This window comes from Gordonia alkanivorans NBRC 16433, from assembly GCF_000225505.1.
In the GTDB taxonomy this organism is placed as follows: domain Bacteria; phylum Actinomycetota; class Actinomycetes; order Mycobacteriales; family Mycobacteriaceae; genus Gordonia; species Gordonia alkanivorans.
The window spans coordinates 34568-58157 of the sequence record NZ_BACI01000002.1; the positions used below are offsets into that span (position 1 = coordinate 34568).

23 protein-coding genes and 2 tRNA genes are annotated in these 23590 nt (G+C 66.9%); 20 read left to right on the forward strand and 5 right to left on the reverse strand.

Annotation, left to right across the window (positions count from 1 at the left end; translation table 11 throughout):
• Positions 1–6 precede the first annotated feature (6 nt).
• From GOALK_RS00180 to GOALK_RS00190, 3 genes are all read left to right on the forward strand, one after another.
• A complete protein-coding gene (locus GOALK_RS00180; protein ID WP_006356752.1) occupies positions 7–1134 on the forward strand; it encodes an acyl-CoA dehydrogenase family protein in 1128 nt (375 codons plus the stop codon).
• The gene (locus tag GOALK_RS00185; protein ID WP_006356753.1) at positions 1131–1904 is read left to right on the forward strand and encodes an enoyl-CoA hydratase/isomerase family protein; all 774 of its coding nucleotides are present in this window, start codon (positions 1131–1133) and stop codon (positions 1902–1904) included. Before GOALK_RS00180 ends, GOALK_RS00185 begins: the two co-directional genes overlap by 4 nt.
• 186 nt (positions 1905–2090) lie before the next feature.
• Positions 2091–2342 carry a hypothetical protein gene (locus GOALK_RS00190; RefSeq protein WP_006356754.1) on the forward strand — a complete coding sequence of 84 codons (252 nt, stop codon included), beginning with the start codon at positions 2091–2093 and terminating at the stop codon, positions 2340–2342.
• A 15-nt stretch (positions 2343–2357) separates the two neighbouring features.
• Here the strand turns inward: GOALK_RS00190 and GOALK_RS00195 are convergent, their stop codons facing one another.
• Entirely contained in the window at positions 2358–4631 is a 2274-nt protein-coding gene (locus GOALK_RS00195) for an ATP-binding protein (RefSeq protein WP_006356755.1), read from the reverse strand.
• 418 nt (positions 4632–5049) lie between these two features.
• On the opposite strand from GOALK_RS00195, the gene GOALK_RS00200 reads away from it, so the two are divergent.
• From GOALK_RS00200 to GOALK_RS00225, 6 genes are all read left to right on the forward strand, one after another.
• Entirely contained in the window at positions 5050–6435 is a 1386-nt protein-coding gene (locus tag GOALK_RS00200; RefSeq protein WP_006356756.1) for a glycine--tRNA ligase, read from the forward strand.
• A gap of 147 nt (positions 6436–6582) precedes the next feature.
• Entirely contained in the window at positions 6583–7068 is a 486-nt protein-coding gene (locus GOALK_RS00205) for a cold-shock protein (protein WP_040003886.1), read from the forward strand.
• On the forward strand, positions 7061–8377 hold the full coding sequence (locus GOALK_RS00210; protein ID WP_006356758.1) for a deoxyguanosinetriphosphate triphosphohydrolase: 1317 nt from the start codon (positions 7061–7063) through the stop codon (positions 8375–8377). The genes GOALK_RS00205 and GOALK_RS00210 overlap by 8 nt, the downstream gene beginning before the upstream one ends.
• 77 nt (positions 8378–8454) lie before the next feature.
• Positions 8455–10380, forward strand: a complete 1926-nt coding sequence (gene dnaG / locus GOALK_RS00215; RefSeq protein ID WP_040003899.1) for a DNA primase — start codon at positions 8455–8457, stop codon at positions 10378–10380.
• Positions 10381–10451: 71 nt separating this feature from the next.
• Positions 10452–10997: a dihydrofolate reductase family protein gene (locus GOALK_RS00220; RefSeq protein ID WP_006356760.1), complete on the forward strand. Its 546-nt coding sequence runs from the start codon at positions 10452–10454 to the stop codon at positions 10995–10997.
• A gap of 38 nt (positions 10998–11035) precedes the next feature.
• Positions 11036–11836, forward strand: a complete 801-nt coding sequence (locus GOALK_RS00225; protein ID WP_006356761.1) for an alpha/beta fold hydrolase — start codon at positions 11036–11038, stop codon at positions 11834–11836.
• An 11-nt stretch (positions 11837–11847) separates the two neighbouring features.
• On the opposite strand, the gene GOALK_RS00230 is transcribed toward GOALK_RS00225, so the two are convergent.
• Positions 11848–11924: transfer RNA gene (locus tag GOALK_RS00230), tRNA-Ile, on the reverse strand.
• Between the two features lie 137 nt (positions 11925–12061).
• Between GOALK_RS00230 and GOALK_RS00235 the strand changes: the two genes are divergently transcribed.
• From GOALK_RS00235 to GOALK_RS23775, 6 genes are all read left to right on the forward strand, one after another.
• Entirely contained in the window at positions 12062–12757 is a 696-nt protein-coding gene (locus tag GOALK_RS00235; protein WP_006356762.1) for a GntR family transcriptional regulator, read from the forward strand.
• Between the two features lie 64 nt (positions 12758–12821).
• A complete protein-coding gene (locus GOALK_RS00240) occupies positions 12822–14243 on the forward strand; it encodes an allophanate hydrolase (RefSeq protein WP_006356763.1) in 1422 nt (473 codons plus the stop codon).
• A 33-nt stretch (positions 14244–14276) separates the two neighbouring features.
• Positions 14277–14975 carry a cysteine hydrolase family protein gene (locus tag GOALK_RS00245; RefSeq protein WP_006356764.1) on the forward strand — a complete coding sequence of 233 codons (699 nt, stop codon included), beginning with the start codon at positions 14277–14279 and terminating at the stop codon, positions 14973–14975.
• 73 nt (positions 14976–15048) lie between these two features.
• Positions 15049–16647 carry a SulP family inorganic anion transporter gene (locus GOALK_RS00250; RefSeq protein ID WP_006356765.1) on the forward strand — a complete coding sequence of 533 codons (1599 nt, stop codon included), beginning with the start codon at positions 15049–15051 and terminating at the stop codon, positions 16645–16647.
• Between the two features lie 158 nt (positions 16648–16805).
• Positions 16806–16878 (forward strand) — tRNA-Asn (locus tag GOALK_RS00255).
• 167 nt (positions 16879–17045) lie between these two features.
• On the forward strand, positions 17046–17318 hold the full coding sequence (locus GOALK_RS23775; protein WP_127962788.1) for a hypothetical protein: 273 nt from the start codon (positions 17046–17048) through the stop codon (positions 17316–17318).
• A gap of 171 nt (positions 17319–17489) precedes the next feature.
• Here GOALK_RS23775 and GOALK_RS00260 read toward each other — a convergent pair whose 3' ends face one another.
• Both GOALK_RS00260 and GOALK_RS00265 read right to left on the reverse strand, forming a co-directional pair.
• A complete protein-coding gene (locus GOALK_RS00260; RefSeq protein WP_006356768.1) occupies positions 17490–17861 on the reverse strand; it encodes a hypothetical protein in 372 nt (123 codons plus the stop codon).
• Positions 17862–17958: 97 nt separating this feature from the next.
• Entirely contained in the window at positions 17959–18348 is a 390-nt protein-coding gene (locus GOALK_RS00265) for a winged helix-turn-helix transcriptional regulator (RefSeq protein ID WP_006356769.1), read from the reverse strand.
• Positions 18349–18454: 106 nt separating this feature from the next.
• On the opposite strand from GOALK_RS00265, the gene GOALK_RS00270 reads away from it, so the two are divergent.
• From GOALK_RS00270 to GOALK_RS00290, 5 genes are all read left to right on the forward strand, one after another.
• On the forward strand, positions 18455–19315 hold the full coding sequence (locus GOALK_RS00270; RefSeq protein ID WP_006356770.1) for an SDR family oxidoreductase: 861 nt from the start codon (positions 18455–18457) through the stop codon (positions 19313–19315).
• An 81-nt stretch (positions 19316–19396) separates the two neighbouring features.
• Positions 19397–20044, forward strand: coding sequence for a dihydrofolate reductase family protein (locus GOALK_RS00275; protein ID WP_006356771.1), 648 nt, complete (start codon positions 19397–19399; stop codon positions 20042–20044).
• A gap of 52 nt (positions 20045–20096) precedes the next feature.
• Complete coding sequence (locus GOALK_RS00280) at positions 20097–20849, forward strand: isocitrate lyase/PEP mutase family protein (RefSeq protein WP_006356772.1); 753 nt, start codon at positions 20097–20099, stop codon at positions 20847–20849.
• Between the two features lie 56 nt (positions 20850–20905).
• On the forward strand, positions 20906–21349 hold the full coding sequence (locus GOALK_RS00285; RefSeq protein ID WP_006356773.1) for a pyridoxamine 5'-phosphate oxidase family protein: 444 nt from the start codon (positions 20906–20908) through the stop codon (positions 21347–21349).
• Positions 21350–21391: 42 nt separating this feature from the next.
• Positions 21392–22222, forward strand: a complete 831-nt coding sequence (locus GOALK_RS00290) for a hypothetical protein (RefSeq protein WP_006356774.1) — start codon at positions 21392–21394, stop codon at positions 22220–22222.
• On the opposite strand, the gene GOALK_RS00295 is transcribed toward GOALK_RS00290, so the two are convergent.
• Positions 22161–23435: a TetR/AcrR family transcriptional regulator gene (locus GOALK_RS00295; RefSeq protein WP_006356775.1), complete on the reverse strand. Its 1275-nt coding sequence runs from the start codon at positions 23433–23435 to the stop codon at positions 22161–22163. The genes GOALK_RS00290 and GOALK_RS00295 overlap by 62 nt on opposite strands.
• Positions 23436–23590: the final 155 nt, after the last annotated feature.

Below are 23590 nucleotides of genomic sequence, written 5' to 3' on the forward strand. Positions count from 1 at the left end.
ATCGCGATGGCAATCGATGCACAGGAACGTGCGGCTCTGGCCGAGGCGGTGCGCGACGCCTCCTCGGCCGGGCCGCGCGAGTTCCTCGACGATCACGGCCGACCCCAACGGGACGGGCAACTGTGGAAGGTCCTGACCGAGCAGATGGGACTCGGCGGACTGCTCGTCCCCGAGGCTGACGGGGGCGCGGGTGCAGGGGTCGCGGAGCTGGCAGTCGTTCTCGAAAATCTCGGCGCCACACTGGCCGTGGTGCCGGCGCTGTCATCCATCGGCATCGCCGGAACGCTGCTCCGCGTCGCCGGGACCACGCAGGCCCGCGCGATGTCCGTCCGGCTCTCCGAAGACGGGCTGGCCGCGACCGTCTGCTGGCCGGACCCGGCGTCGATGCCACCCGCCGGTGTCTCGGCGACTGCTTGTCGCGCCACCGACAGTGAATCTGTCATCGTCAGCGGACGCGCCGAGTTCGTCCTCGACGGTGCGGACGCAGACGTTGTGCTGGTGCCGGTCACCATCGACGGAACCGACGCGATCGTGGCCGTCGACACGGCGGCGCCCGGCCTCACCCGAACCGCGATGACAGGTCTCGACCTCACCCGGGGAATGGCTGTCGTGGAATTCCTCGATGCACCGGGAACCCTTGTCGCCGACAATGTCTCCCTGGAGACAGCGGCGGATCTGGCGCTTGTGCTCATCGCCGCCGAACAGGTGGGCATCGCCCAGCAATGTCTCCAGGTGGCGGTCGCGTGGGCCAAGGACCGCGTGCAGTTCGACCGTCCCATCGGTCAGTTCCAGGCGATCAAACATCAGCTCGTGGATCTGCTCATGGCCACCGAACTCGCGCGTTCGGCCCTCGATGTGGCGGTCGCGGCTGCCGACGCCTATCTCGCCGCACCATCGGACGCAGTCGCGCGAGAGCTGTCGGTCGCCGCGAGCGCGGCCAAAGCCCGATGTGGTGACGCGGCGATGGTCGTCGCCGACGAGTGCCTGCACATCCTCGGCGGCATCGGGTTCACCTGGGAACACGACGCACATCTGTACCTACGGCGGGCCAAGGCGCTGGAAGTCCTGATGGGCACGCCCGCCGATCACCGGTCGCGATATGCCGTTCTACTGCTGGAGGATTCCGCCCGATGACTGATCCCACTGTCCTGCTCGAGGTCGATGACGCCGGGGTGGCCACCTTGACCTGGAACCGTCCGGACCGCAAGAACGGTCTCAACAAGGACATGGTTGACGAGGCGATCGTCGCCCTGGAACAGGTGTGGGCCGATGACCGCTGCCGCGTGCTGGTGATCACGGGCGCCGGTTCGGCGTTCTGCTCCGGTATGGATCTCGCCGAGAAGATCCTTCCCGACGAGATGACGTTCATGCGTCGGGTCGGTCACCTGTGCACGCTGATCCACGACCTACCGATCCCGGTGATCGCGAAGGTGCGTGGTGGTGCAGTCGGGTACGGCGCGAACCTCGCTCTGTGCGCGGATCTGGTGGTGGCCGGTGAGGACGCGGTCTTCGGCGAGATCTTCGCCGAGCGCGGCCTGTCGATCGACGGCGGGGGCTCGTGGTCGGTTCCCCGGCTCGTCGGGCTCGGCCGCGCAAAGGAGATCATGTTCCTCGCCTCTCGTGTGACCGGGCCCGAAGCGAGGGAGATGGGGCTGGTGAACCGCTGCGTTCCCAATGCCGACGTCGACGCCGTGGTCGGCGACTGGGCGAGGCGACTGGCCGACGGTCCCCGCCGGGCGCTGTCGGTGATCAAGCAGCAACTCAACGCGTCGTTCGAACGGTCCTTCGCCGACGCGATCGAGTCCGAGGCGGTGGGGCAGGCGTACTCGTTCCGCTCGAAGGAATCACGCGAGGGAGCTCGGGCCTTCTTCGAGAAGCGCATCCCGGACTTCCGTTCTTGCTGACGCACGGGCGACGATCCACCGCTGTGGCCGGCTCCGCAATGGAACGATGTGGGACCGATGTGTCGTGATTCACGTGCGCGCAGCGCGTGTGACCCAGCTCATAGGTAGTGACTTAGGTACTTCTGCGAATGGAAACGAGCGTCTCCCGCGACCAAGCTTGTAGGTGGCAACAAGGAGGCCTCAGGAATGAACGCAACGCAGCTAGACGTACTGGAGCGGGTCGCCATCGACGAGTTGGCGGATCGGGTGTGTGGCTCGAACGGCGCGGTGGCCCCGCCCGCCCGGCGGGAATCCATTGGCACCGACATCGGCACGATGCGCCGGCTCGTCGAACTGGGACTGGTCACCGACACTGCGGACGCTGCCTGCGGACGCCGGCACCGGATGACGCCGGCCGGGGTCGAGGCCCTGGCCTATCTTTCCTCGGTGGCCGAGTGATAAACGGCCCAGCAGTCAACCGTCGACGCCGGCGCTGACCCACCGGGCAATCTGGGTTCGGGACCGAAAACCCAGCTTGGTCAGGATGTGGTCGACGTGGGCATCGACGGTACGGGGCGAGATCGTGAGCTTGGTGGCGATCTCCCTGTTCGTCAAACCCTCCGCCACCAATGCGGCGACCTGGTTCTCGCGGCGGGTCAAGACCGACCGAGACGACGCCGTCGAGCGGGTCACGGGAGCGGCACCGGCTCTGCGGGCCAGTCGCACCGCGTCATCGAGCGGCAGGGCCCGGCCTCGGGCGACGGCAGACTCGAAGGTCTCGTCACCGAGGACCCCGCGTAACCGGTTCTCGATGGTGCTCGTGACCGTGCTGAGCGCTGCCTGCGCCAGCTTCATCTGGCTGTGACGGTGCCACACCGTGCGAGCCGCCCCAAGCAGCGTGGCCGCACGTTCGGGCTCGTCCTCGGCCGCGCAGCAACCGATCACCTCGATGCAGACCGCGACCATGCCGGGATAATCGAAGGCCTCGTACAACTCGATCGCCGTGAGCATGAACGATTCTGCGGCGACGATGTCGCCCTGATGCCAGCGGAGAATTCCCAGCGGCCCCAGTGCGAGTGCTTTGACCAGATGCGCACCGTGGCGATCGGCGAACTCCAGGCCCCGGATGGCGTACTGCTCGGCCTCGTCGTCCTCGAGGATGAGCGCGTAAAGCGCCGACAGCGGCATGCAGTCGGCGACCACGCCGTCATCCGCCCGGCCCCCACCCGGTTCGACCGCCCGCTCGGCGAGCTCGAAAGCCCGGACATTGTCGTGACGCAGCGACGCCCCCAGAGCGGCCGCGAAACACGCGATGCCGGCGAACCGGCCTATCCCGAGACTTTCGGTCAGGTCGTGATGCTCGTGAAGGTAGGACTCCGCCAGCTCGACTTCGCCGACCAGGAAGCCCAGGACGCTCCCTACGACGAGCGCCTCGGCCCGCGGCTCGGCGGGCTCCACGACCTCCTCGATCGTCCGGCAGGTCCACTGGAAGCCCTCGAGTAGCGTGCCCGACTGCGACCAGTAGGGACGAAGTGCGCGCACCATCGCGGCGGCCGTCGCGGCTTCGGCTGTCTCGCTGAGGCTGAAGCTCAGGGCCTCCCGGAGATTCGCGTGTTCGGCGCGGGTGCTGCGGAACCACTCGATGTCGTCCGGGCTGCAGTAATCGGTGTACGACCGTTCGGCCAGGCGCAGGAAGTAGTCGCGATGCCGGACCCTGATCGCGGGCGCATCGCCGGAGGACTCCAGCTTGTCGAGCGCGTACTGGCGCATCGGCCCGAGCAGCCGGTAGCGTTCTCGTGTGGCATGGTCGTCGACTCGAACGATCATGGATTTGTCGAGCAACCCGATCAACTCGCGAAGCACCCCGGAGCCGGAGCCGGACGGCAGGCAGACTCCGTCGGCGGTTTCCGCGGTGAAGCCGCCGACGAAAACGGAAAGCTGTTCCCACACCTGGCGTTCTCGCTCGGAGCACAGCTGATAGCTCCAGTCGGCAATGGATTCCACGGTGCGGTGCCGCGGCGTGCGACCCGGTTCGGCCGACGTCAGCAGCGTGCTGTCGCCGAGTCGCGCGGCGATCTCGGCGGGACCGAAGATCCTGATGTTCGCCGCCGCGAGTTCGATGGCCAGCGGCAGTCCCTCGAGCTGGCGGCAGATGTCCTCGATGGCGGCACGGTTGTCGTTCGTGATCCGGAAATCGGGCTGGGCGGCGGAGGCGCGTTCCTCGAAGAGCAACATGGCCTCGCCCAGCCCGCCGGACGATTCGACGGTCAGCGGACTCACCGGAAAGAGTTGTGCGCCTTCGACTCCCAACACGTGCCGACTCGTCGCCAGAATCTTGACGGACGGTGCGGCAGACAGAATCCGACGAACCAGGCCGGAGCAGGCGTCGATGAGGTGCTCACAGTTGTCGAGGACCAGCAGGAGTCTCTTAGTCCGCAGGTGCTCGGCGAGGAGCCCGAAGGCGTCGGCGGAATCGGTGCGAAGCCCGAACATTCCGCAGATGGTCTGGGTCAGCAGGCCGCTGTGGCGGAGGTCGGCCAGCTCGACGACCCAGACGCCGTCCGGGAAATCGCGGCGCACGCTCGCTGCGACTGCCACTCCAAGACGCGACTTGCCGACTCCGCCGACGCCGGTGAGCGTCAACAGGCGTGTGGTTCCGAGGAGCTTCCTCGCTCGGGTCAGATCGTCACGCCGACCGACAAAGCTGGTCAGTTCCACCGGCAGGTTGCCGGTCGGCCGCGAAGTCATCGGCCCAGTATCTCACTTCGCCCGATCGTCCGAGTGGAGCGTCGCGCGCCGAAAACCGGTCCGAGATCCGCGCGCAGCACGGATCGTCCGGGTCGTGGACCCGGTGGGCAGCATGCAGACTTTGTTCGCACGGTGAATAGTTTACAAATCAGATAAATGCGGCCGCGGCGCCGTCGGTCGTCCGGTTGCTGAGCCGACCCGATTCCGGCGGTTGATCGACGCCGTCGACATCGACGTCTACGACCACGGATCGAAGTGTTCTCCGAGGAGGCGTAAACACCACTGCATTCGGGAACAGAGCATGTGCTCGGTAGTCTGTAAGGGTTGCCGTGCGCGCGCCTGACCCCACCCGGTCGCACCGCGCACGAGCAGGACAGTTCAAAAGCCGAATACCTCAACCCGTGGAGAGCAGTTAACCGTGGCCGCCCAGTCCAAAGTGGAATCCGTCGTCAACCTCGCCAAGCGCAGGGGTCTGGTCTACCAGTGCGGTGAGATCTACGGCGGCACCAAGTCGGCCTGGGATTACGGCCCGCTCGGCGTCGAACTCAAGGACAACATCAAGCGGCAGTGGTGGCGGAACATGGTCATCAGCCGTGAGGACGTCGTCGGTCTCGACTCGTCGGTCATCCTGCCGCGCCAGGTCTGGGAGGCGTCGGGCCACGTCGAGGTGTTCACCGATCCGCTCGTCGAGTCGCTGCACACCCACAAGCGCTACCGCGCCGATCACCTGATCGAGGCCTACGAGGCCAAGCACGGCCACCCGCCGGAGAACGGCCTGGCCGACATCAACGACCCGGAGACCGGCCAGCCCGGCAACTGGACCGAGCCCAAGGCGTTCAGCGGTCTGATGAAGACCTTCCTCGGCCCCGTCGACGACGAAGAGGGGCTGCATTACCTCCGTCCGGAGACCGCGCAGGGCATCTTCGTGAACTTCAAGAACGTGATGACCACCGCGCGCAAGAAGCCGCCGTTCGGCATCGCGCAGATCGGCAAGAGTTTCCGCAACGAGATCACGCCGGGCAACTTCATCTTCCGCACGCGCGAGTTCGAGCAGATGGAGATGGAGTTCTTCGTCAAGCCGGGCGAAGACGAAGAGTGGCACCAGTACTGGATCGATCAGCGCTTCAACTGGTACACGAACCTGGGTATCGATCCGGAGAACCTGCGACTCTACGACCACCCCAAGGAGAAGCTGTCGCACTACTCCAAGCGGACCGTCGACGTCGAGTACAAGTTCGGTTTCGCCGGCAACCCGTGGGGCGAGCTCGAAGGCGTCGCGAACCGCACCGACTACGACCTCTCGACCCACAGCAAGCACTCCGGTGAGGACCTGTCGTTCTTCGACCAGGCCACCGGCGAGCGCTACACGCCGTACGTCATCGAGCCGGCAGCCGGTCTGACCCGTTCGCTGATGGCGTTCCTGTGCGACGCCTACACCGAGGAGGAGGTGCCGAACGCCAAGGGCGGCACCGACACCCGAACGGTGCTGCGCCTCGACCGTCGCCTCGCCCCGATCAAGGTCGCGGTCCTGCCGCTGTCGCGCAACGAGAAGCTGTCGCCGAAGGCGCGCGATCTCGCCGCCGAACTGCGCAAGCACTGGAACGTCGAGTTCGACGACGCGCAGGGAATCGGCAAGCGTTACCGCCGTCAGGACGAGATCGGCACGCCGTTCTGCGTGACCGTCGACTTCGACACCCTCGACGACCAGGCCGTGACCGTGCGTGAGCGCGACACCATGAGCCAGGAGCGCGTGGCCCTCGACAAGGTCGCCGAATATCTCGGCGGCAAGCTGCTCGGCGCCTGATCGCCCGCCGCCACACCCGGGTACCGGGTGTGGCGGAACGGTCACGATTCCGCCTGACCTGCTGATGTCTGTCACACTTGATGGCGAGTTGTCGCGCGGAGGAGGGCATGGGGCCGTCATGTGCGCGACGAGAGAGTGAGTGGAGTCGTGTCTGTCAGCGGGAAAGTCGTTCATTACGACGCAAATCGGGGATTCGGGTTCTTGGCGCCGGAGTCGGGCGGTGCCGATGTGTTCCTCCACATCAACGACATCGACATCGACGAGAGCTCGCTGAAGCCGGGTGCCAAGGTGTCGTTCGACATCGAGGAGACCGATCGCGGTTCCAAGGCGATCAACGTCGCCGTGACCGAGGCGGCTCCGGCCGACGATTCGGCAGGTGCGCGTGCGCATCGTCGCGACGAGCACCACGGTCGTGGGGATCGCGGCGATCGGGGCCACCGTCGTGACGATCGTGACGACCGCGGCAGCCGACGCCCGCGCGGCGGCCGCGGTTCGCTCGATGCAGGCGCCTTCACCGAGGAGCTGACCGAGTTGCTCCTCGACGCCGACGACGACCTCACCGCACGCCAGATCGTGGCCATCCGCCAGCGGGTCACCGATTTCGCGGTCGGCCGGGGCTGGGTGCTTGACTAGCACCCAATCCGGTTCCGGCGCTGCCGGCCATGTCCTCCCGGCCGTGGCCGCCTACGGCGACGAGGCCGTCGAACGTTATGTCCCCGAGGGTGCCAAGGTCGCGAGTCTTCCGGGCACCCGAACGGATCATCGCAGCGATTTCGCGCGCGACCGTGCGCGCGTGCTGCACTCTGCCGCGTTGCGTCGGCTGGCCGACAAGACACAGGTCGTCGGACCACGCGAAGGCGACACCCCGCGTACCCGGCTGACTCATTCTCTCGAGGTGGGTCAGATCGGGCGGGGCATCGCCATCGGCCTGGGTGCCGAACCCGACCTCGTCGAACTCGCCGGCCTCGCCCACGACATCGGGCATCCGCCGTACGGGCACAACGGGGAACGGGCGCTCGACGAGGTGGCCGTCGACTGTGGCGGCTTCGAAGGCAACGCGCAGAACCTCCGCATCCTCACGCGGCTGGAACCGAAGCTGCTCGACGCCGACGGCGTCAGTGCGGGCCTCAATCTGACGCGCGCGTCGCTCGACGCGACGCTGAAGTACCCGTGGACGCGGCGTAGTCCCGGCGGAAAGTTCGGCGCCTACGACGACGATGCCGCGACGCTGGACTGGGTTCGCCGGGACGCCCCGGGGGGCCGGAAGTGCATCGAGGCGCAGATCATGGACTGGTCCGACGACGTCGCGTACTCCGTGCACGACCTCGAGGACGGCGTCATCGGCGGTCGTATCGACCTCCGCAGCCTCGGCGACCCGCAGGACCGTCGGGAGATGGCCGAGATCGGCGCCAAGGAATTCCCGGGCCTCGACCCGGAGGCACTCGTCGACGCGGCCCAGCGACTCTACGAGATGGACATCGTGCGGGCGGTCGGCGTCTTCGACGGCACGCTCGACTCCTACGTCGCCCTCAAGCGACTGACCAGTGAGCTCATCGGGCGGTTCGCGTCGGCGGCCATCACCGGCACCCGTGCGGTGGTCGGGGACCGGCCGGTGTCGCGCTACGACGCCGACCTCGAGGTGCCGCCGCTCATCGCCGCCGAGGTCCCGATGCTCAAGACCATGGCGCTGCGGTTCATCTTCTCCAACGAACGCCACAAGTCGACCCAGCAGCGTCAGCGGGAACGCATCCACCGCGTCGCGAACTGGTTCGCCGAAGCCGCTCCCGGCGGACTCGACCCGATCTTCGTGCCCTGGTGGAACGCCGCAACCGACGACGCCGCCCGGATGCGGGTGATCGTCGACCAGATCGCGTCGATGACCGAGGGCCGCCTGGAACGCACCGACAAGCAGAACTCCGGGGCTCAGGCGCACCTGGGGTGAGGTCGGTCGGCCGGGTGCTGTCGGCGTGTGTGAAGCGCCCGGTCATCCCCGCGTCGGGAGGTCACTACACTGGACCCGTGGCAGGCCGAATCCCCGATCGTGACATCACGGCGATCCGTGAGCAGACGAGGATCGAGGACATCGTCGGCGACTACGTCGCACTGCGCCGCGCCGGCGCCGACAGCCTCAAGGGACTGTGCCCGTTCCACGACGAGAAGTCGCCGTCGTTCCACGTCCGTCCCAACCACGGTCACTTCCACTGCTTCGGCTGCGGTGAGGGCGGCGACGTCTACAGCTTCCTGCAGAAGCAGGAGCACGTCAGCTTCGTCGAGGCCGTGGAGCAGCTCGCCGACCGGCTCGGCTACCAGATCAACTACGAGGGTGGCGGCACCGCGATCAAGCGGGACCGTGGCACGCGCGCCCGACTCGTCGCCGCCAACGCCGCTGCTGCGAAGTTCTACCAGGCCGCCTTGCAGACCCCGGAGGCGCAGGCGGCGCGGGACTACCTGTCCGAGCGCGACTTCGACGCCGCGGCCGCCGTCCAGTTCGGCTGCGGATACGCGCCCGCCGGCTGGGACACGATGACCAAGGCCCTGCTGTCGCAGGGTTTCGAGTTCAGTGAGCTCGAGGCGGCCGGCCTGTCCAAGCAGGGCCGCAAGGGCCCCATCGACCGATTCCACCGTCGACTCCTCTGGCCCATCCGCAATCTCGGCGGCGACATCATCGGCTTCGGTGCCCGCAAGCTCTACGACGACGACAACCTCGGAAAGTACATGAACACGCCGGAGACCATGCTGTACAAGAAGTCTCAGGTGTTGTTCGGGCTCGACCACGCGAAGAAGAGTATCGCCAAGGGGCATCAGGTCGTCGTGGTCGAGGGTTACACCGACGTCATGGCCATGCATCTCGCCGGCGTCACCACCGCCGTCGCCTCGTGTGGCACGGCCTTCGGTGAAGACCATCTCGCGCTGATCCGTCGCCTGATGATGGACGACTCGTACTTCCGCGGTGAGGTGATCTACACCTTCGACGGCGACGACGCCGGAAAGGCCGCGGCCCTCAAGGCTTTCGAGGGGGAGCAGTCCATCTCCGGCCAGACGTTCGTGGCCATCGCGCCCGACGGCATGGACCCGTGTGAACTCCGTCAGGCCCGGGGCGACACCGCGGTCCGCGACCTCATCGCTCGCCGGGTGCCGATGTTCGAGTTCGCGATCAAGACACTGCTCACCGAACACGACCTGGACACCGCCGAGGGTCGCGTGCATGCCCTGCGTGACACGGTCCCCGTCGTTGCCCGCATCAAGGACATCGCGCTGCGCGACGAGTACGCCCGACAGCTCGCCGGCTGGGTCGGCTGGGAGGAAGTCAGCCAGGTTCTCGGTCGCGTGCGCGAAGAGGGCGCGAAGATCCGGAAGGCAAAAGGCGGCGGGGATTCCGGGCGCAGTGGCCGGCGCGGTGCTCCGGCACGCAACCGGCCGGAGGCGGAGGCGGCGCCGACGTCCGCACGCCCCCAGCCGAACGACCCGCGGCTGTGGCCGCAGCGCGAAGCCCTCAAGGCTGCGCTGCAGTACCCGGCGATCGCCGGCACTGTCTTCGACTCGCTGCCGGTCGAGTGCTTCGACGAACCGGCGTATGCCATTGTGCGGCAGGCGATGATCAGCATCGGCGGCACGTCGTCGGGTCTGGGTGGGGCCGCCTGGGTCGACGCCGTCCGCAACGCCGTCGACGACCCGGTCATCGACCCGCTGGTCACCGAACTCGCCGTCGAGTCGATGCCCGTCGACGAGGACAACATCGCTCGCTACATCACCAGCGTCCTCGCCCGCCTGCAGGAGGTGTGGGTCGGCTCGCAGATCGCGGACATCAAGTCGCGGCTGCGCCGGATGGCTCCGAGCGACGACCCCGACGGGTACAACGCGGTCTTCGGTGACCTCGTGGCGCTGGAGGCCTACCGCCGCAGCCTTCTCGAGCAGGCTCTCGACCCGACGGTCGACGTCGGCTGAGCAGCGACCGCGATGAGTTCTCGTCGTTCGCCTGGTCTGACCATCGACCACGTCTGAACGGAGAACATCTCATGGCGACGACGATCTACTCGGCAGCGGCATCGCTCGACGGCTTCATCGCCGGTCCTGGTGGCGACATGTCCTGGCTGACGCGATTCTTCGGCGAGGACGCACCCGAGGGCAGCGACAGCACGGCAGCGCTCCGTCTCCGGGAGGGAACCGGGTCCCTGCTGGTGGGAAATCGGAGCTTCCGCGGTGACGATCCCAACAAGGGCACCGACCGCGAGGGCGCGTTCGAGGGTGAATTCAGCGGACCGACAGTCGTTCTCACGCACAACCCGCCCGCCGAGCCGGTGGAGGGCGTCACCTTCGTCTCCGACCTGAACCGCGCCGTCGAGGAGGCCAAGCGTCTGGCGGGCGACGGGTACGTCACCGTCATCGGCGCCGACGTCGCGCGTCAGATGATCGACGCCGGACTGCTCGACGAGGTCCTGCTGTTCCACGTCCCGGTCTTCCTGGGCGAGGGGGTCCGGGTCTTCGATCGACCCGGCGGCGGGGAGGTGCGCCTGAAGCGTGTCCCCGGCGAGACCGAGTTCTGGTGCCGCGTCGAGAGGTGAGCGGGATCGGGTGACGGGCGGTGTGAGAGCCTGGATTCATGACGACGGTGTCGATCGGCGATCTCACGGTGAACTATGCGGAACAGGGGAGCGACGAAAGCTCTTCAACGCCAACTGTTCTGGTGCACGGACTGGGTGAGGACAGTCGAAGCTGGGCGCACACGCAGCGCGAGCTCGCCGATCTGCACACCTACGCCTATGACCTCCGCGGCTTCGGCTCGACGACGGTCGGCGAGGCTGACGGGACCCTGGACCAGCTCGGTCGGGATCTCGTCGGGTTCCTCGAGACGGTGACCGGACCCGCGATCGTGGTCGGGTTCTCCGCCGGCGGGACGATCGTGCTCTGGGCCGCTGCCGAGCGGCCGGACCTGGTGAGCCGGGCCATCGTCCTCGGTACGTCCTCGGTGGTGGGACGAGCCGCGGCCGAGTTCTACAAGCAGCGCGCCGATCAGGCCGCCGACACCTCGAGTGACGAGTTCCGCACCGCGATGCGCGACGACACCGTCGCCGGCCTGGTGTCCGCTCACGATCGCGTCGACGAGATCACGGCCGGGAGGCTCGAGGCGGTCGGGGACGGTGCCGGCTACGCGAACGCGGCCCGCGCGATGGCGGGAGTGCGCGAGCAGCCCCTGACGCCGAGGCTGTCCGAGATCCGGCAGCATGTCGACGTCATCGCCGCAGACCGAGACGCGCTGTGTCCGGAGAAAGCGGCGAAGATGATCGTCGACGGCCTGTCGGACGTGACCTATCGGGTGATCCCGGATTCCGGGCACCTGATGAACGTCGACAACCCGGACACCGTGACCGCGGCGCTGCGCGAGGCGATCGCCGGCGACTGATCGTCGTCTGGTGGTGGGGAGTGCGGGACTTGAACCCGCGACCAATCGATTATGAGTCGACGGCTCTAACCAACTGAGCTAACTCCCCGTGCGGGCACCCGGCCCGCGGGAGGAGATTACCGCACCGGGGATCGGGGACTGCAGCCAACTGCGGCGGAAAACGGTCGACAGTCGACGGCGCTACACTGGCCGGAATCGGACACGGCGCGACGGGAGAGTGTGCGGATGACGGTCGGGGAGGAGTCCCACGGTGGCGGCGAGCTGCCGGAGAGCCTTGTCGACGTGGCCGGCCGCCGCATCCGGGACGCCATCCTCAGTGGCGACCTGGCGCCGGGACAGAAGATCGTCGAGGAGACGCTGTGCGCCGACCTCGGGATCAGCCGGGCCCCTGTGCGTGAGGCGTTGAGGCTGCTCGCGCAGCAGGGGCTCGTCGAGCATCAGCCGCGTCGTGGGGTCCGGGTCGCGGAGTGGTCGCCTCGGGACATCCTGCAGCTGTTCGAGCTGCGTCAGGTGCTCGAGCGGTACGCCGTCGAGGCCGCCCTGCCGTTGACCGATCCGGAGTCGCAGCTCGCACCTCTTCGTGCGGCGATCGACGCGATGCGCCGTGCCACAGACGATCTCGCGCGCGACGACGCCCACCGTCGTTTTCACGCCGCGGTCGTCGGACTCGCCGGGAACCGGCAGCTCGACATCACCCTCGAGCCGATCCTGCTGAAGCTCCAGCTGCCGATGGCGGTCAACCTCCGGACCGAGACCGCCGACCACCACGGACCCGACGACGGGTTCAACCGGCACCAGGCGATCCTCGACGCGCTCGAACGTAACGACGCCACGGCGGCGATCAGCGCCCTGCATGATCACGGCCACCTCCACTATCTGGATTTGGTGTCGGCGACCGCAGAGCACAAACACCCTCACTGACCTGCTAACACAATCGGCACACGCACGTTCCGCAGATGTCATCATTCTGTCGACAATCGACGGTTTGACTCTTTCGAGCGGGCCCACCACAGGTCCCACGGTTGCCGAGATCCTCGACTCGCACCTGCACGGCAGCGGGTCTCCGTCCCGCACCGCGCGCGTTGTCCTCGACGCCATCGAGGCGCGGGGTGACGACGGAATCTGGCTGTCGACGGTGCCGCGCGACGAGGTTCTCGCCGCGGCCGCGGAACTCGAGAACCGACCCGGCGCGCGCGATCTACCGCTGTACGGGGTCCCGTTCGGCGTCAAGGACTCCATCGACGTGGCCGGCGTTCCGACGACGCTCTCGTGCCCCGGTTACGCCTACGTCCCTGACACCACCGCGCCCGTTGTGCAGCGTCTGCTCGACGCCGGAGCCCTCTGCATCGGCAAGACCAACCTCGATCAGTTCGCCACCGGCCTCAACGGCACACGAACCCCGTACACGATGCCGCGCGGGGTATACGGCAACGAGATGATCTCCGGCGGCTCGAGTTCCGGCTCGGCGCTCGCGGTAGCACTCGGCGAGGTGCCCTTCGCGGTCGCCACCGACACGGCCGGCTCGGGGCGCGTGCCCGCTGCACTCAACGGCATCATCGGATACAAGCCGTCGCGCGGACTGATCAGCACCGTGGGGCTGGTTCCGGCGTGCAAATCCCTGGACTGCATCACGGCGATGACCGCGACCGTCGACGACATGGACCGCGTCATCAGGGTGATGATGGGCCGCGACGACGCCGATCCGTGGTCGCGCGACCGGGGGCCCGGATTCGACGGGTCGACGATCACGATCGGTCTCCCGCCGGTGGAGGAGTTGGAGTTCTTCGGCGACGACGCCATGCGGGAGGCGCATCTGGCGTTCCGAAACCGGCTGGCGCATCTGGCGTTACCGGGCGGTGTCGAGATCGTCGACGTCTCCCTGGCGCCGTTCCTGGCAGCAGGGGAGCTCCTGTACTCGGGTCCGTGGGTCGCCGAGCGGCTCGTCGTGTTCGGGGACTTCCTCGCCGCGAAGCCCGACGAGATCCACCCGGTGGTCGGCGACATCCTCCGCAGCGGTGAGAAGTACACCGCCGTCGACGCTTTCGCCGCGCTGCAGAGGTTGCAGGAGCTGAAGGCCGAGGTCGGACGCATCTGGCTGGGGATCGACGTCCTCGTGGTGCCGACGATCGGGCGGACCTTCACCGTCGACGAGGTTCTGGCGCAGCCGATCGCGACCAACACCATGCTCGGCCACTACACGCATTTCGGAAACCTCCTCGACCTCACCGGGATCGCGGTTCCCCAGGGCGTGACCTCCGATGGGCGGCCGCACAGCGCGATGCTCCTCGGGGCCGCGCTCACCGACGACACCGTGCTCCACCTGGCGGCCGCACTGCTCGACGAGCCGCGTGACCGGTCCATGTCATCCAGCGCTGCCCGTACCCCGACCACGCTGCCAGCGTCCTGAAACCCGACAACCACCCGCCCGGGAGGCCACCCGATGTCCGAGACCGTCACCCTCGAGGCACTACCCGGTCCGATCGAACTCGATCTGGACCGCACCGCACTGATCATCATCGACATGCAGCGGGACTTCTTGTTGCCGGGTGGTTTCGGTGAAACACTCGGCAACGACGTCGCGCAGTTGCAGCGCGTCGTCGAACCCCTTGCGGCGCTGCTCGATGCGGCGCGGGCAGCCGGGATGCTCGTCATCCACACCAGGGAAGGGCATCTGCCGGACCTGTCGGATTGTCCACCGGCCAAGCTCAACCGCGGCGCGCCGTCGAAGCGGATCGGCGACCCGGGTGCGTTCGGGCGCATCCTCATCCGCGGCGAGTACGGGCACGACATCGTCGACGAACTCGCGCCGCTCGACACCGAGGTTGTCATCGACAAACCCGGCAAGGGTGCGTTCTATGCGACGGAACTGTCGAAGGTGCTGGCCGACAACCAGATCGCCCAGCTGCTCGTGACCGGCGTGACCACCGAGGTGTGCGTCCACACCACCACGCGTGAGGCCAACGACCGCGGCTTCGAATGCGTCGTCGTATCCGATTGCGTCGGTTCGTATTTCCCCGAGTTCCAGCGTGTGGGTCTGGAGATGATCGCCGCGCAGGGCGGCATCTTCGGCTGGACCGCTCCCGGCGCCGCGATCATCCCGCTGCTGAAAGAGCGGGCGCCCGCGGAACCCGCCGTCTGACATCGACCACTCATCCAGTCGAGACATCGGCGTCTCGTTTTCCCCACCAACCCCCAGTAGTCCGGAGGAATTCATGAGCGCCACCACCGATCCAGCTCCGACCACCGACCCGCCGTCACCGACTCCGACGACGAAGGTCGCCTGGTGGACGCGCGGAGACACCAACGCCTTCTTCGGTCTCGGCTTCAACATCCTGGTCAACGTCCTCACGTTGACCGGCTTGATGATCGGCGTGATCGGCCTCAGTCCCGACAACGTCCTCGGCACGGTTCTGCCCGCGCTGGGCGTCGCCCTGATCCTCGGCAACCTGTACTACACGTTCCTGGCACGACGCCTCGCCGCGCGGGAGGGACGCGACGATGTGACGGCCCTGCCGTACGGGCCGAGCGTGCCGCACATGTTCATCGTGGTGTTCGTCGTGATGCTGCCGGTGTATCTGAACACCAAGGACGCCATCCAGGCCTGGCAGGCCGGTCTGGCGTGGGCGTTCATGATCGGCGTCATGGTGATGATCGGCGCGTTCGTCGGACCCTATGTACGCAAGCTGACGCCGCGTGCAGCGATGCTCGGCACCCTGGCCGGTATCTCGATCACCTTCATCTCGATGCGTCCGGCAGGGCAGATCTGGGAGGCCGCGTGGATCGGTCTGCCGGTGCTCGCGATCATCCTCATCGGCTTCTTCACCGATGTGAAGCTGCCGGGCAACGTGCCCGTCGGACTTGCCGCGCTGCTCGTCGGTACGGCGATCGGGTGGGCCGGCGGATTCATGTCGGTGCCGGACCTCACCGCGGCAGTCGAGGACATCGCGGTCGGCATCCCGGATCAGCGCTTCGACCTGCTGTTCAACGGTCTCGGTGATCTCGCGCCACTTCTTGGCACCGCGATCCCGCTGGGCGTCTACAACTTCACGGAGGCGATGAGCAACGTGGAGTCCGCTGCGGCGGCGGGGGACAACTACAACCTGCGCAGCGTGCTGCTCGCCGACGGTGCCGGGGCGTGCATCGGTGCGGCGTTCGGTTCGCCGTTCCCGCCGGCCGTGTACATCGGCCATCCCGGCTGGAAGGACGCCGGCGGCCGCGCGAGCTACTCGCTGGCCAGTGGCGTCGCGATCGGTGTGCTGTGTTTCCTCGGTCTGTTCGGGGTGCTGAACTACCTGCTGCCTGTGCCCGCGATCGTGCCGATCCTGCTCTTCATCGGTCTGCTGATAGGCGCGCAGGCGTTCCAGGCCGTGCCGCGTCTGCACGCGGTCGCGGTGGTCGCGGCGCTGCTGCCGAACCTCGCCGAGTGGGGGCGGGGACTCATCGACAACGCGTTGTCGGCAGCGGGTACGACCGTCGACGAGGTGGGCATGGAGGCGCTCAACGGTGCAGGCGTGATCTACGAGGGACTCAAGACGCTGGGCGAGGGCGCGGTCCTCGTCGGCCTCATCCTCGGCACGATCGTCACCTTCATCCTGGAGAAGAAGTTCCACTTCGCGGCCATCGCCGCGGCGGTGGGGGCGTTGCTGTCCTTCATCGGGCTCATCCACGCACCCGAGGTGTCGTGGGCGGCCGCGCCGGAGGTGTCGCTCGGCTACCTGTTCTTCGGCGTCGTGTGCCTGGCCTACTGGTTACTGCCCGGAGCGCGGACTCCGGTGGAGGTCGACGAATCCGACGTCGTGGCCGGTCACTGAGCTCGTAGGATCTGCGGCAGTTGGTTCCGGATATCGGAACCAACTGCCGCAGCTGTCTCCTCGTTGACCTGCCGTTTTGTTGTCCGGCGGCGGCATGCGCTAGAGTCTGTCCTCGGTTCAAGTGATGCGCTCACGGCGCTGAACGAGAGCCAGAGCAATCCCCCATAGCTCAATTGGCAGAGCATTCGACTGTTAATCGAACGGTTACTGGTTCGAGTCCAGTTGGGGGAGCAGAACAAGAAGCCCGCCCCTGCGAAAGCAGGCGGCGGGCTTTTTCTGTGGGCTCTCTTGTAGTTTCATGCCGTCGGGTTCCGCACCGCGGTGCAGGTTGCAGGTTGGGTAACTGGTTCGGCTCGCAGTCCAGGTACCCAGTGCGCGATCAGACTAGTCTCAACGGTGTGGCAACGCGTGGGTTCTGGATTGGCGAGATCCGCGCCTCAGATGGTGTCGCTAGAAAGCTACGAACAAAGCACAACCTGTCAGTTGAGGAAGTCCGGGCGGCGTGTGTCCCGAACCAATACGACCGTGCGGGCTGGGAAGTTGACGAGGTGCACGGGGAGAGGCTGCTGGTGGAGACTCATGATGCGGTGGGGTGGATCAGGGTCATACTCCAGCCAATCGATGTCGAAGATGGGATCTGGCAACTACGGACTGCCTGGAGGAGGATGTGAACATGGAGCAGGTAGGCGACGAGTACGACGATGACTTCGAGATGACGGACGAGGAGTTCGACCGTCGGATGGAGGCTGCGGAACCTGTCCGGTTGGTGCCGGGTCCTCGTGAAGTCCGCATCGAGGCTAAATTCCTTGCATCAGGTTGGGGCGGAACGCCGTACCCGCACGCTACCCAAATTGCGGTGCATGAACCTCAATTGGAAGTGACACTGATTCCACAACGATGACGTACTGGCCGGGAACCTTCGCCTCGAAGCCGATCTTGTGAAAGAAGAAACCGGCTCTGGTTCCTGCGGTTGCCACTTCGGGGACGGGGAGCCTGCTAGAGCCGCTCTTTCCGTCAGGTGTGGTGATGGAGACTTCGACGAACTGCGGATTGTGAAGGTCTCCCTCCTCTGCCTGGATAAGCACAATCAGAAGGGTCTCGATTAGATAGCCCCCTGGCGGTTGCCAAAAATCTGTAAGGACGCCCCCGAGTACATATAGCTTGCCGTCAGCGACAGTAGCGGCCTCCGCCAACATCGCACCGGTAACGATCATTCCTCGAGCCTATGGCATATCGGTTGTCCCGGGGTCCATCGCTAGGCATTGTGCCGATAGAACTGCTGCTGCTGCCGGCTCGTTCGCGCTGACCGCCTCAGGCACTCGTCCCGCGCCGCCCGTCGTACTCCGCCTGCGCGTCACGCACCGTCGGCATGTGGCCCTGCAGCAGATCGATCAACCCCTGCAGTTGGTCGGCGACCTGCCTGCCGAGGGGAGTCAGGTCGTATTCGACCTTCGGCGGGATCGCCTCCAGGACCGTCCGCACGATCATGCCGTCGCGTTCGAGGTTCTGAAGCGTCTGCGACAGCATTCGCTCGCTCACACCGTCAACGCGGCGTCGAAGGGCGCTGAATCGATAGTTGCTCTCGCGCAACGCGATCAGGACCAGCGTGCCCCAGCGGCCGGTGACCGTCTGCAGCGTCGACCTCGACGAGCAGTCGCGTGCGAAGACGTCGGCTTCGAGGGTCGGGTCGTGGTCGGACATGACCTCAGGTTAGCGAAGGTCACAGCGATCAGCTAACTGTTCGTATTGCACTTACGAAAAGTAAGTGCGTACAGTCGAGCCCAGTCACGACGAGAGGAAAGACAACATGACCACAGCAGTGACAGGCGCCACCGGACAGCTCGGCGGGCTGGCGATCGGCGAGCTGCTCGCGCGGGGAGTCCCGGCCGCGGACATCGTGGCGATCGTTCGGGACGAGTCGAAGGCTGCCGATCTGGCGTCGAAGGGCCCTCAGATCCGGGTTGCCTCCTATGACGATCCGGAGGCGCTGCGGCGCGCACTCGACGGTGTCGACAAGCTGCTCCTGATCTCGGGTTCGGAGGTCGGACGTCGAGTTCCGCAGCACACCAACGTGATCGAGGCGGCGGAAGCGGCCGGTGTCGGATTGATCGCGTACACGAGCCTCCTCAACGCCGCTACGAGCGGGCTCGGGTTGGCGCCCGAACACGTGGCCACCGAGAAGCGACTCGGCGAGTCGTCGATCCCCGCGGTGTTCCTCCGCAACGGCTGGTACTGGGAGAACTACCTGCAGGCCATCAGCCAGGCGGTCTCGTCCGGCGCATTGTTCGGTGCAGCGGGCGAGGGCAAGGTCGCCGGTGCCGCCCGCGCCGACTACGCGGCTGCGGCTGCCGCAGTCCTCACCTCCGATGCCGATCAGGGTGGCAAGGTCTACGAACTCGGCGGCGATGAGCGACTCACCTACGCCGACCTCGCGAAGGTCATCGGCGAGGTGGCCGGCAAGACCGTTGAGTATCGTGACCTGCCGGAGGCCGACTACGCGAAGGTGCTCGCCGACAACGGCACCCCGGAGCAGTTCGCCGCCGTGCTGGCGGGTTCCGATGCCGGCATCGCCCGCGGCGAACTCGACACCACCTCAGGCGACCTCCAGACGCTGATCGGCCGGTCGTCGACGCCGTTCGCCCAGATCGTGAAGGCCGCCATCGCCTGACGCTGCGCTGCACCGATGAGTTTCGCTGCGGTTTCGAGTCTGTCCTGGTTGGATTGCCCGACGACAACAGGAATGGATGCCATGGCTCAGCTACTCAGGGTGCAGAACTTCGCGGTCTCGCAGGACGGGATCGGTGCCGGTGAAAATCAGACCTTCGAGCGGCCGTTCGGCGACACCGTCGAACCCTGGGAGATGATGTCCTGGGCAGGGGCCACCGCGAGCTGGCCCAACCGCACCGATCCCGGTGGCACCCGCGGACTCGACGACTACTTCACGCGCGACTTCACCCACAACATCGGTGCGGAGATCATGGGCCGCAACAAGTTCGGGCACCAGCGAGGTCCGTGGGTCGACCATGAATGGCAGGGGTGGTGGGGCGACGAGCCGCCGTTCCACACCCCGGTCTTCGTCCTCACCCACCACCTCCGCCCGTCGTTCACGCTGGGTGAGACCACGTTCCACTTCCTCGACGCCACGCCGGCCGAGGCCGCGGCGAAGGCCAAGGCCGCGGCCGACGGCAAGGACGTACGGATCGGCGGGGGAGTCAGCACCGTCCGGGAGTTCCTCGACGCCGATCTCATCGACACGCTGCACGTCGCGGTCGCACCCGTCACCTACGGGAACGGACTGCGACTGTGGGACTCGCCCGCCGAGTTGGAGGACCGGTTCGAGCACGAGGTGATCCCGAGTCCCAGCGGGGTCACCCATCACTTGTTCTGGCGGAAGTAATGTTTCGCCAACCCCCGGAATGTGCGCTTCGACCGGCGTAGTTGTAGAGGTCATGACGGAACTCGCCGACAAGGCCAAGACTCTGCTCGAACTCCACAAGCCCGGAGACCCGGTGATCCTGCCGACGGTGTGGGATGCGTGGTCGGCGAATCTGGCGGTGTCCGCCGGGTTCGCCGCACTCACCGTCGGCAGTCACCCGGTGTCGGACTCGATCGGCAAACCCGACAACGAGGGCATCACCTTTGGAGAGCTCACGACTCGGATCAAACAGATCACCGCCGCGGTCGACGTCCCGATCTCCGTCGACATCGAATCCGGTTACGGCGAGGACCCGAAGACCCTGATCGACGGCCTCATCGACGCCGGCGCCGTCGGTCTCAACATCGAGGACACCGTCCACAGCGAGGGCGGGCGACTCCGCGAGGCGCAGGAGCACGCCGACTTCGTGGGCGGACTGCGTGCGGCGTCGGACGCCACCGATGTCCACGTCGTCGTCAATGCCCGCACCGACCTGTTCCTCAAGCAGGTCGGCGACGAATCCGACCGCGTCGACCGCGCCATCGCGCGGATGAAGCTCTGCGCGGAGGCCGGTGCCGACGTGCTCTATCCCGTCGGTTTCCACGACGACGCCACCCAGAAGCGGCTCGCCGACGAACTTCCGCTGCCGGTCAACGCCATCGGGCACCCGACCAAGAACAACAAGGCGGCACTCGCCGCGCTCGGCGTCGGACGCGTGAGCTTCGGTCCGCTGTTCCAGATGGTGCTCGCCGAACGCGCCGCCGAGGTTCTCGCTCCCTGGAAGTAGGCACGACCGGCGCGAATCGGGCACGAACTGTCGGAGGCCCGGTTTACCGTCGGAATATGGCACTCACCAAGAGCGAACGAGAAGCGTTTCTGGCAGAACCACACGTCGCGGCCCTGTCCGTGGAAGCCGAACCCGAGAGGGCTCCGCTGACGGTGCCGATCTGGTACCACTACGAACCCGGCGGACGACCATGGCTGCTCACCGGCACCGAGTCGCGGAAGCTGAACCTCATCCGGGCGGCGGGGCGGTTCACCCTCATGGTCGACGAGGTGTCGCCGCGCCTCATGTACGTCTCGGTGTCCGGGAATGCCATCGACATGGTCGCCGGAACCCGGGACGACCTGCGCGAGATGGCATCTCGTTACCTTCCGCCGCAGGCCGTCGAACCGTACATCGAGATGGCCGAGAAGGAACACGGTCCGCAGACCAAGGTGTACCTCGACCCTCAGCAGTGGGTGTCGCTGGACCTCGGCAGCCTCGGCGATCTGCCGGCGGTATGACGCCGGACACAGCGCCCACAGCGGCATCGCTACATTGAACCCATGCCGAAGCCCCGTCAGACCTCCGACGCCCCCGACGCCACCACGGTGACGCCCGACGTCGAAGACGGCGTGACCCCGCTCGACGGCGACCACTTCCTGCAGGCCAACCGCACGAACCGGGAGAAGTACCGAGCCGAGGCGGAGGCCAAGGCGGCGAAAGCGGCCCGCAGGGCGGCCCGTCGCGGGGAGGCGGTCGATGCCGACGCCGCGCTCGAGGGCACGATCGACTCCGACGAGACGATCGCGAAGGACCGCTCACCACGCAAGCTCGACCCGGCCGCGGCGTCGGGCAAGAGCGACCGCTGGACCGGTTGGGCGACGAGTCTCGGCAAGAAGACCTGGGCGGTCGTCGCGCTGGTGGCGGTCGCCGTCATCCTCGCGGCGTCGACCGCGGTGTTGGCTGTCGCCTACGTCGATGCCGACCGTCGGGCAGACACTGCGGCCGGGGCGATCGACTCGACGATCCTCGACACCGCACGCAAGTACGCCGCCGAGATCACCACCTACAACTCGGCCGACTACTCCGACCTCGACCGCAGAATCCGCGAGATCTCCACTCCCGCGTTCACCCAGACCTACATCGAGTCCTCGCAGGACGCCCGAAAGGGCTCCACCGAGGCAGCGGCCGTGTCGACCGCGAAGGCCGACAACGCCGGAATCATGTCGCTCGACGACGAGAAAGCCGTCGTGCTCGTGACACTCGACCAGGCCGTCAAGTCGCCGCAGACCGCACAGGAGTTCCCCGACGGGTTCCCGTACCAGACACGCGTCAAGGTGACCCTGGTGCAGCAGGACGGTCGCTGGCTGATGGACGACTTCGCGGTGCTGTAGGGGTTGCGTTCCCGCCCAACAGGATCCGCGCCGACAGCGCCTCGATGCGTTCGGGGGAGGGTTGTGGCCGCAGCCGCGACAGGTCGGTGACGACGTTGAGTGCCGCGTGCACCAGGAATCGCGCGTGGGTGATCGGTAGGTTCGCTCGCTCGCGACTCATCCAGGTCGCCCATTCATCGACGGTGATGCGCTGCTGATGGCGCAGCGCATCCCGGGCCTCGGGGGTGGCGTGTCCGATCTCGGTCTCGTAGACGCTGATCAGATCGGTTGAGCTGCAGGTCAGTCGAACGTATCGGCGCATCATGCCGACGAGTGCCTCGTGCGGCGTCGACGCATCGGCGAGGGCCTCGGCGATGGCGGCCGTGACGCGGTCGGTCGCCCGCCAGAACGCGGCCTCGAGGATCGCGACCTTGCTCGGGAAGTGGCGGTACACGCCGGACGCCGGAAGGCCCGCGGCATGCGCAATGTCCTCGATGGTGACGTCGCGGAAGCCGCGGGCGGCGAACAGGTTGATCGCCTCGGTCAGGATGATCTCGCGCTTCGCCGCCGGTGCGAGGCCGTGAGCGGCGGGAGCCGGCGGTCCCACCGGATCGGGGAGGTCGACGTCGAGCAGGTCGAACGCGGCATCGGAGATGAGGGTGGTGACCTCGCGCGCCGGCAGCGAGGAGTGATGGGTCGTCGGGCTGGCCGCGACGCTGGTCATCGCGGCGACGGTCAGATTGGCGTCGGCATCGCGGAGGTCGGGACGCAGGCGCCGCGCCGCCGCGCGAACACGGCGGTGCTGGTGCACGACGACATCGCGGACGAGGTCCCGGTCGGCCGGTGCGAGGTACCGGGACTCCCACCGGTACAGGCCACCCGTGCGGCGGTTCTCGAAGGAGGCCGCGGTGATCGCCACGAGCAGCTCGCGCAGTTCGTCGTCGCCGCCGGGCTCCACCGCATCGAGCGCCGACCGGAGCGACCGTGCGAGGACAGCGGTGGTCTCGGCGAACAGCGCGTACTTGTTGGGGAAGTGCCGGTAGAGCGCGGGCGCGGAGATCCCGACCGCATCGGCGATGTCGTCGAGGCGAACCGCGTGGTAACCGCCGTCGCTGAACGCCTTCGCCGCAGCGTCGATGATGAGCCGCCTGCGGTCGGTCGGACGGCGTCGTCGAATGCCCGGCGCAACGGTCTGAGACGTGTCAGAGGTCGACGTCCCCGCGCGCACGGTCATGGCGACACACTCTATCCGGATACGATGTTCACACAGGATTTTCGGGGCAATCGTCCGAAAACCCCAGCAAGGGGTATTCAGCGACGCGTATAAGTTAACCAAGATTCTCGTGATCTGCGTCGCACTGTGGTAGTACTCTAGGCGATGGCACAGAT

What these genes read in the sequence shown, in the direction of transcription:
- GOALK_RS00180 (WP_006356752.1), top strand. Translation starts at nt 7, where the DNA reads ATGGCAATCGATGCACAGGAACGTGCGGCTCTGGCCGAGGCGGTGCGC.
- GOALK_RS00185 (WP_006356753.1), top strand. Translation starts at nt 1,131, where the DNA reads ATGACTGATCCCACTGTCCTGCTCGAGGTCGATGACGCCGGGGTGGCC.
- GOALK_RS00190 (WP_006356754.1), top strand. Translation starts at nt 2,091, where the DNA reads ATGAACGCAACGCAGCTAGACGTACTGGAGCGGGTCGCCATCGACGAG.
- GOALK_RS00195 (WP_006356755.1), bottom strand. Translation starts at nt 4,631, where the DNA reads ATGACTTCGCGGCCGACCGGCAACCTGCCGGTGGAACTGACCAGCTTT.
- GOALK_RS00220 (WP_006356760.1), top strand. Translation starts at nt 10,452, where the DNA reads ATGGCGACGACGATCTACTCGGCAGCGGCATCGCTCGACGGCTTCATC.
- GOALK_RS00225 (WP_006356761.1), top strand. Translation starts at nt 11,036, where the DNA reads ATGACGACGGTGTCGATCGGCGATCTCACGGTGAACTATGCGGAACAG.
- GOALK_RS00235 (WP_006356762.1), top strand. Translation starts at nt 12,062, where the DNA reads ATGACGGTCGGGGAGGAGTCCCACGGTGGCGGCGAGCTGCCGGAGAGC.
- GOALK_RS00245 (WP_006356764.1), top strand. Translation starts at nt 14,277, where the DNA reads ATGTCCGAGACCGTCACCCTCGAGGCACTACCCGGTCCGATCGAACTC.
- GOALK_RS00250 (WP_006356765.1), top strand. Translation starts at nt 15,049, where the DNA reads ATGAGCGCCACCACCGATCCAGCTCCGACCACCGACCCGCCGTCACCG.
- GOALK_RS00260 (WP_006356768.1), bottom strand. Translation starts at nt 17,861, where the DNA reads ATGATCGTTACCGGTGCGATGTTGGCGGAGGCCGCTACTGTCGCTGAC.
- GOALK_RS00265 (WP_006356769.1), bottom strand. Translation starts at nt 18,348, where the DNA reads ATGTCCGACCACGACCCGACCCTCGAAGCCGACGTCTTCGCACGCGAC.
- GOALK_RS00270 (WP_006356770.1), top strand. Translation starts at nt 18,455, where the DNA reads ATGACCACAGCAGTGACAGGCGCCACCGGACAGCTCGGCGGGCTGGCG.
- GOALK_RS00275 (WP_006356771.1), top strand. Translation starts at nt 19,397, where the DNA reads ATGGCTCAGCTACTCAGGGTGCAGAACTTCGCGGTCTCGCAGGACGGG.
- GOALK_RS00280 (WP_006356772.1), top strand. Translation starts at nt 20,097, where the DNA reads ATGACGGAACTCGCCGACAAGGCCAAGACTCTGCTCGAACTCCACAAG.
- GOALK_RS00285 (WP_006356773.1), top strand. Translation starts at nt 20,906, where the DNA reads ATGGCACTCACCAAGAGCGAACGAGAAGCGTTTCTGGCAGAACCACAC.
- GOALK_RS00290 (WP_006356774.1), top strand. Translation starts at nt 21,392, where the DNA reads ATGCCGAAGCCCCGTCAGACCTCCGACGCCCCCGACGCCACCACGGTG.
- GOALK_RS00295 (WP_006356775.1), bottom strand. Translation starts at nt 23,435, where the DNA reads ATGACCGTGCGCGCGGGGACGTCGACCTCTGACACGTCTCAGACCGTT.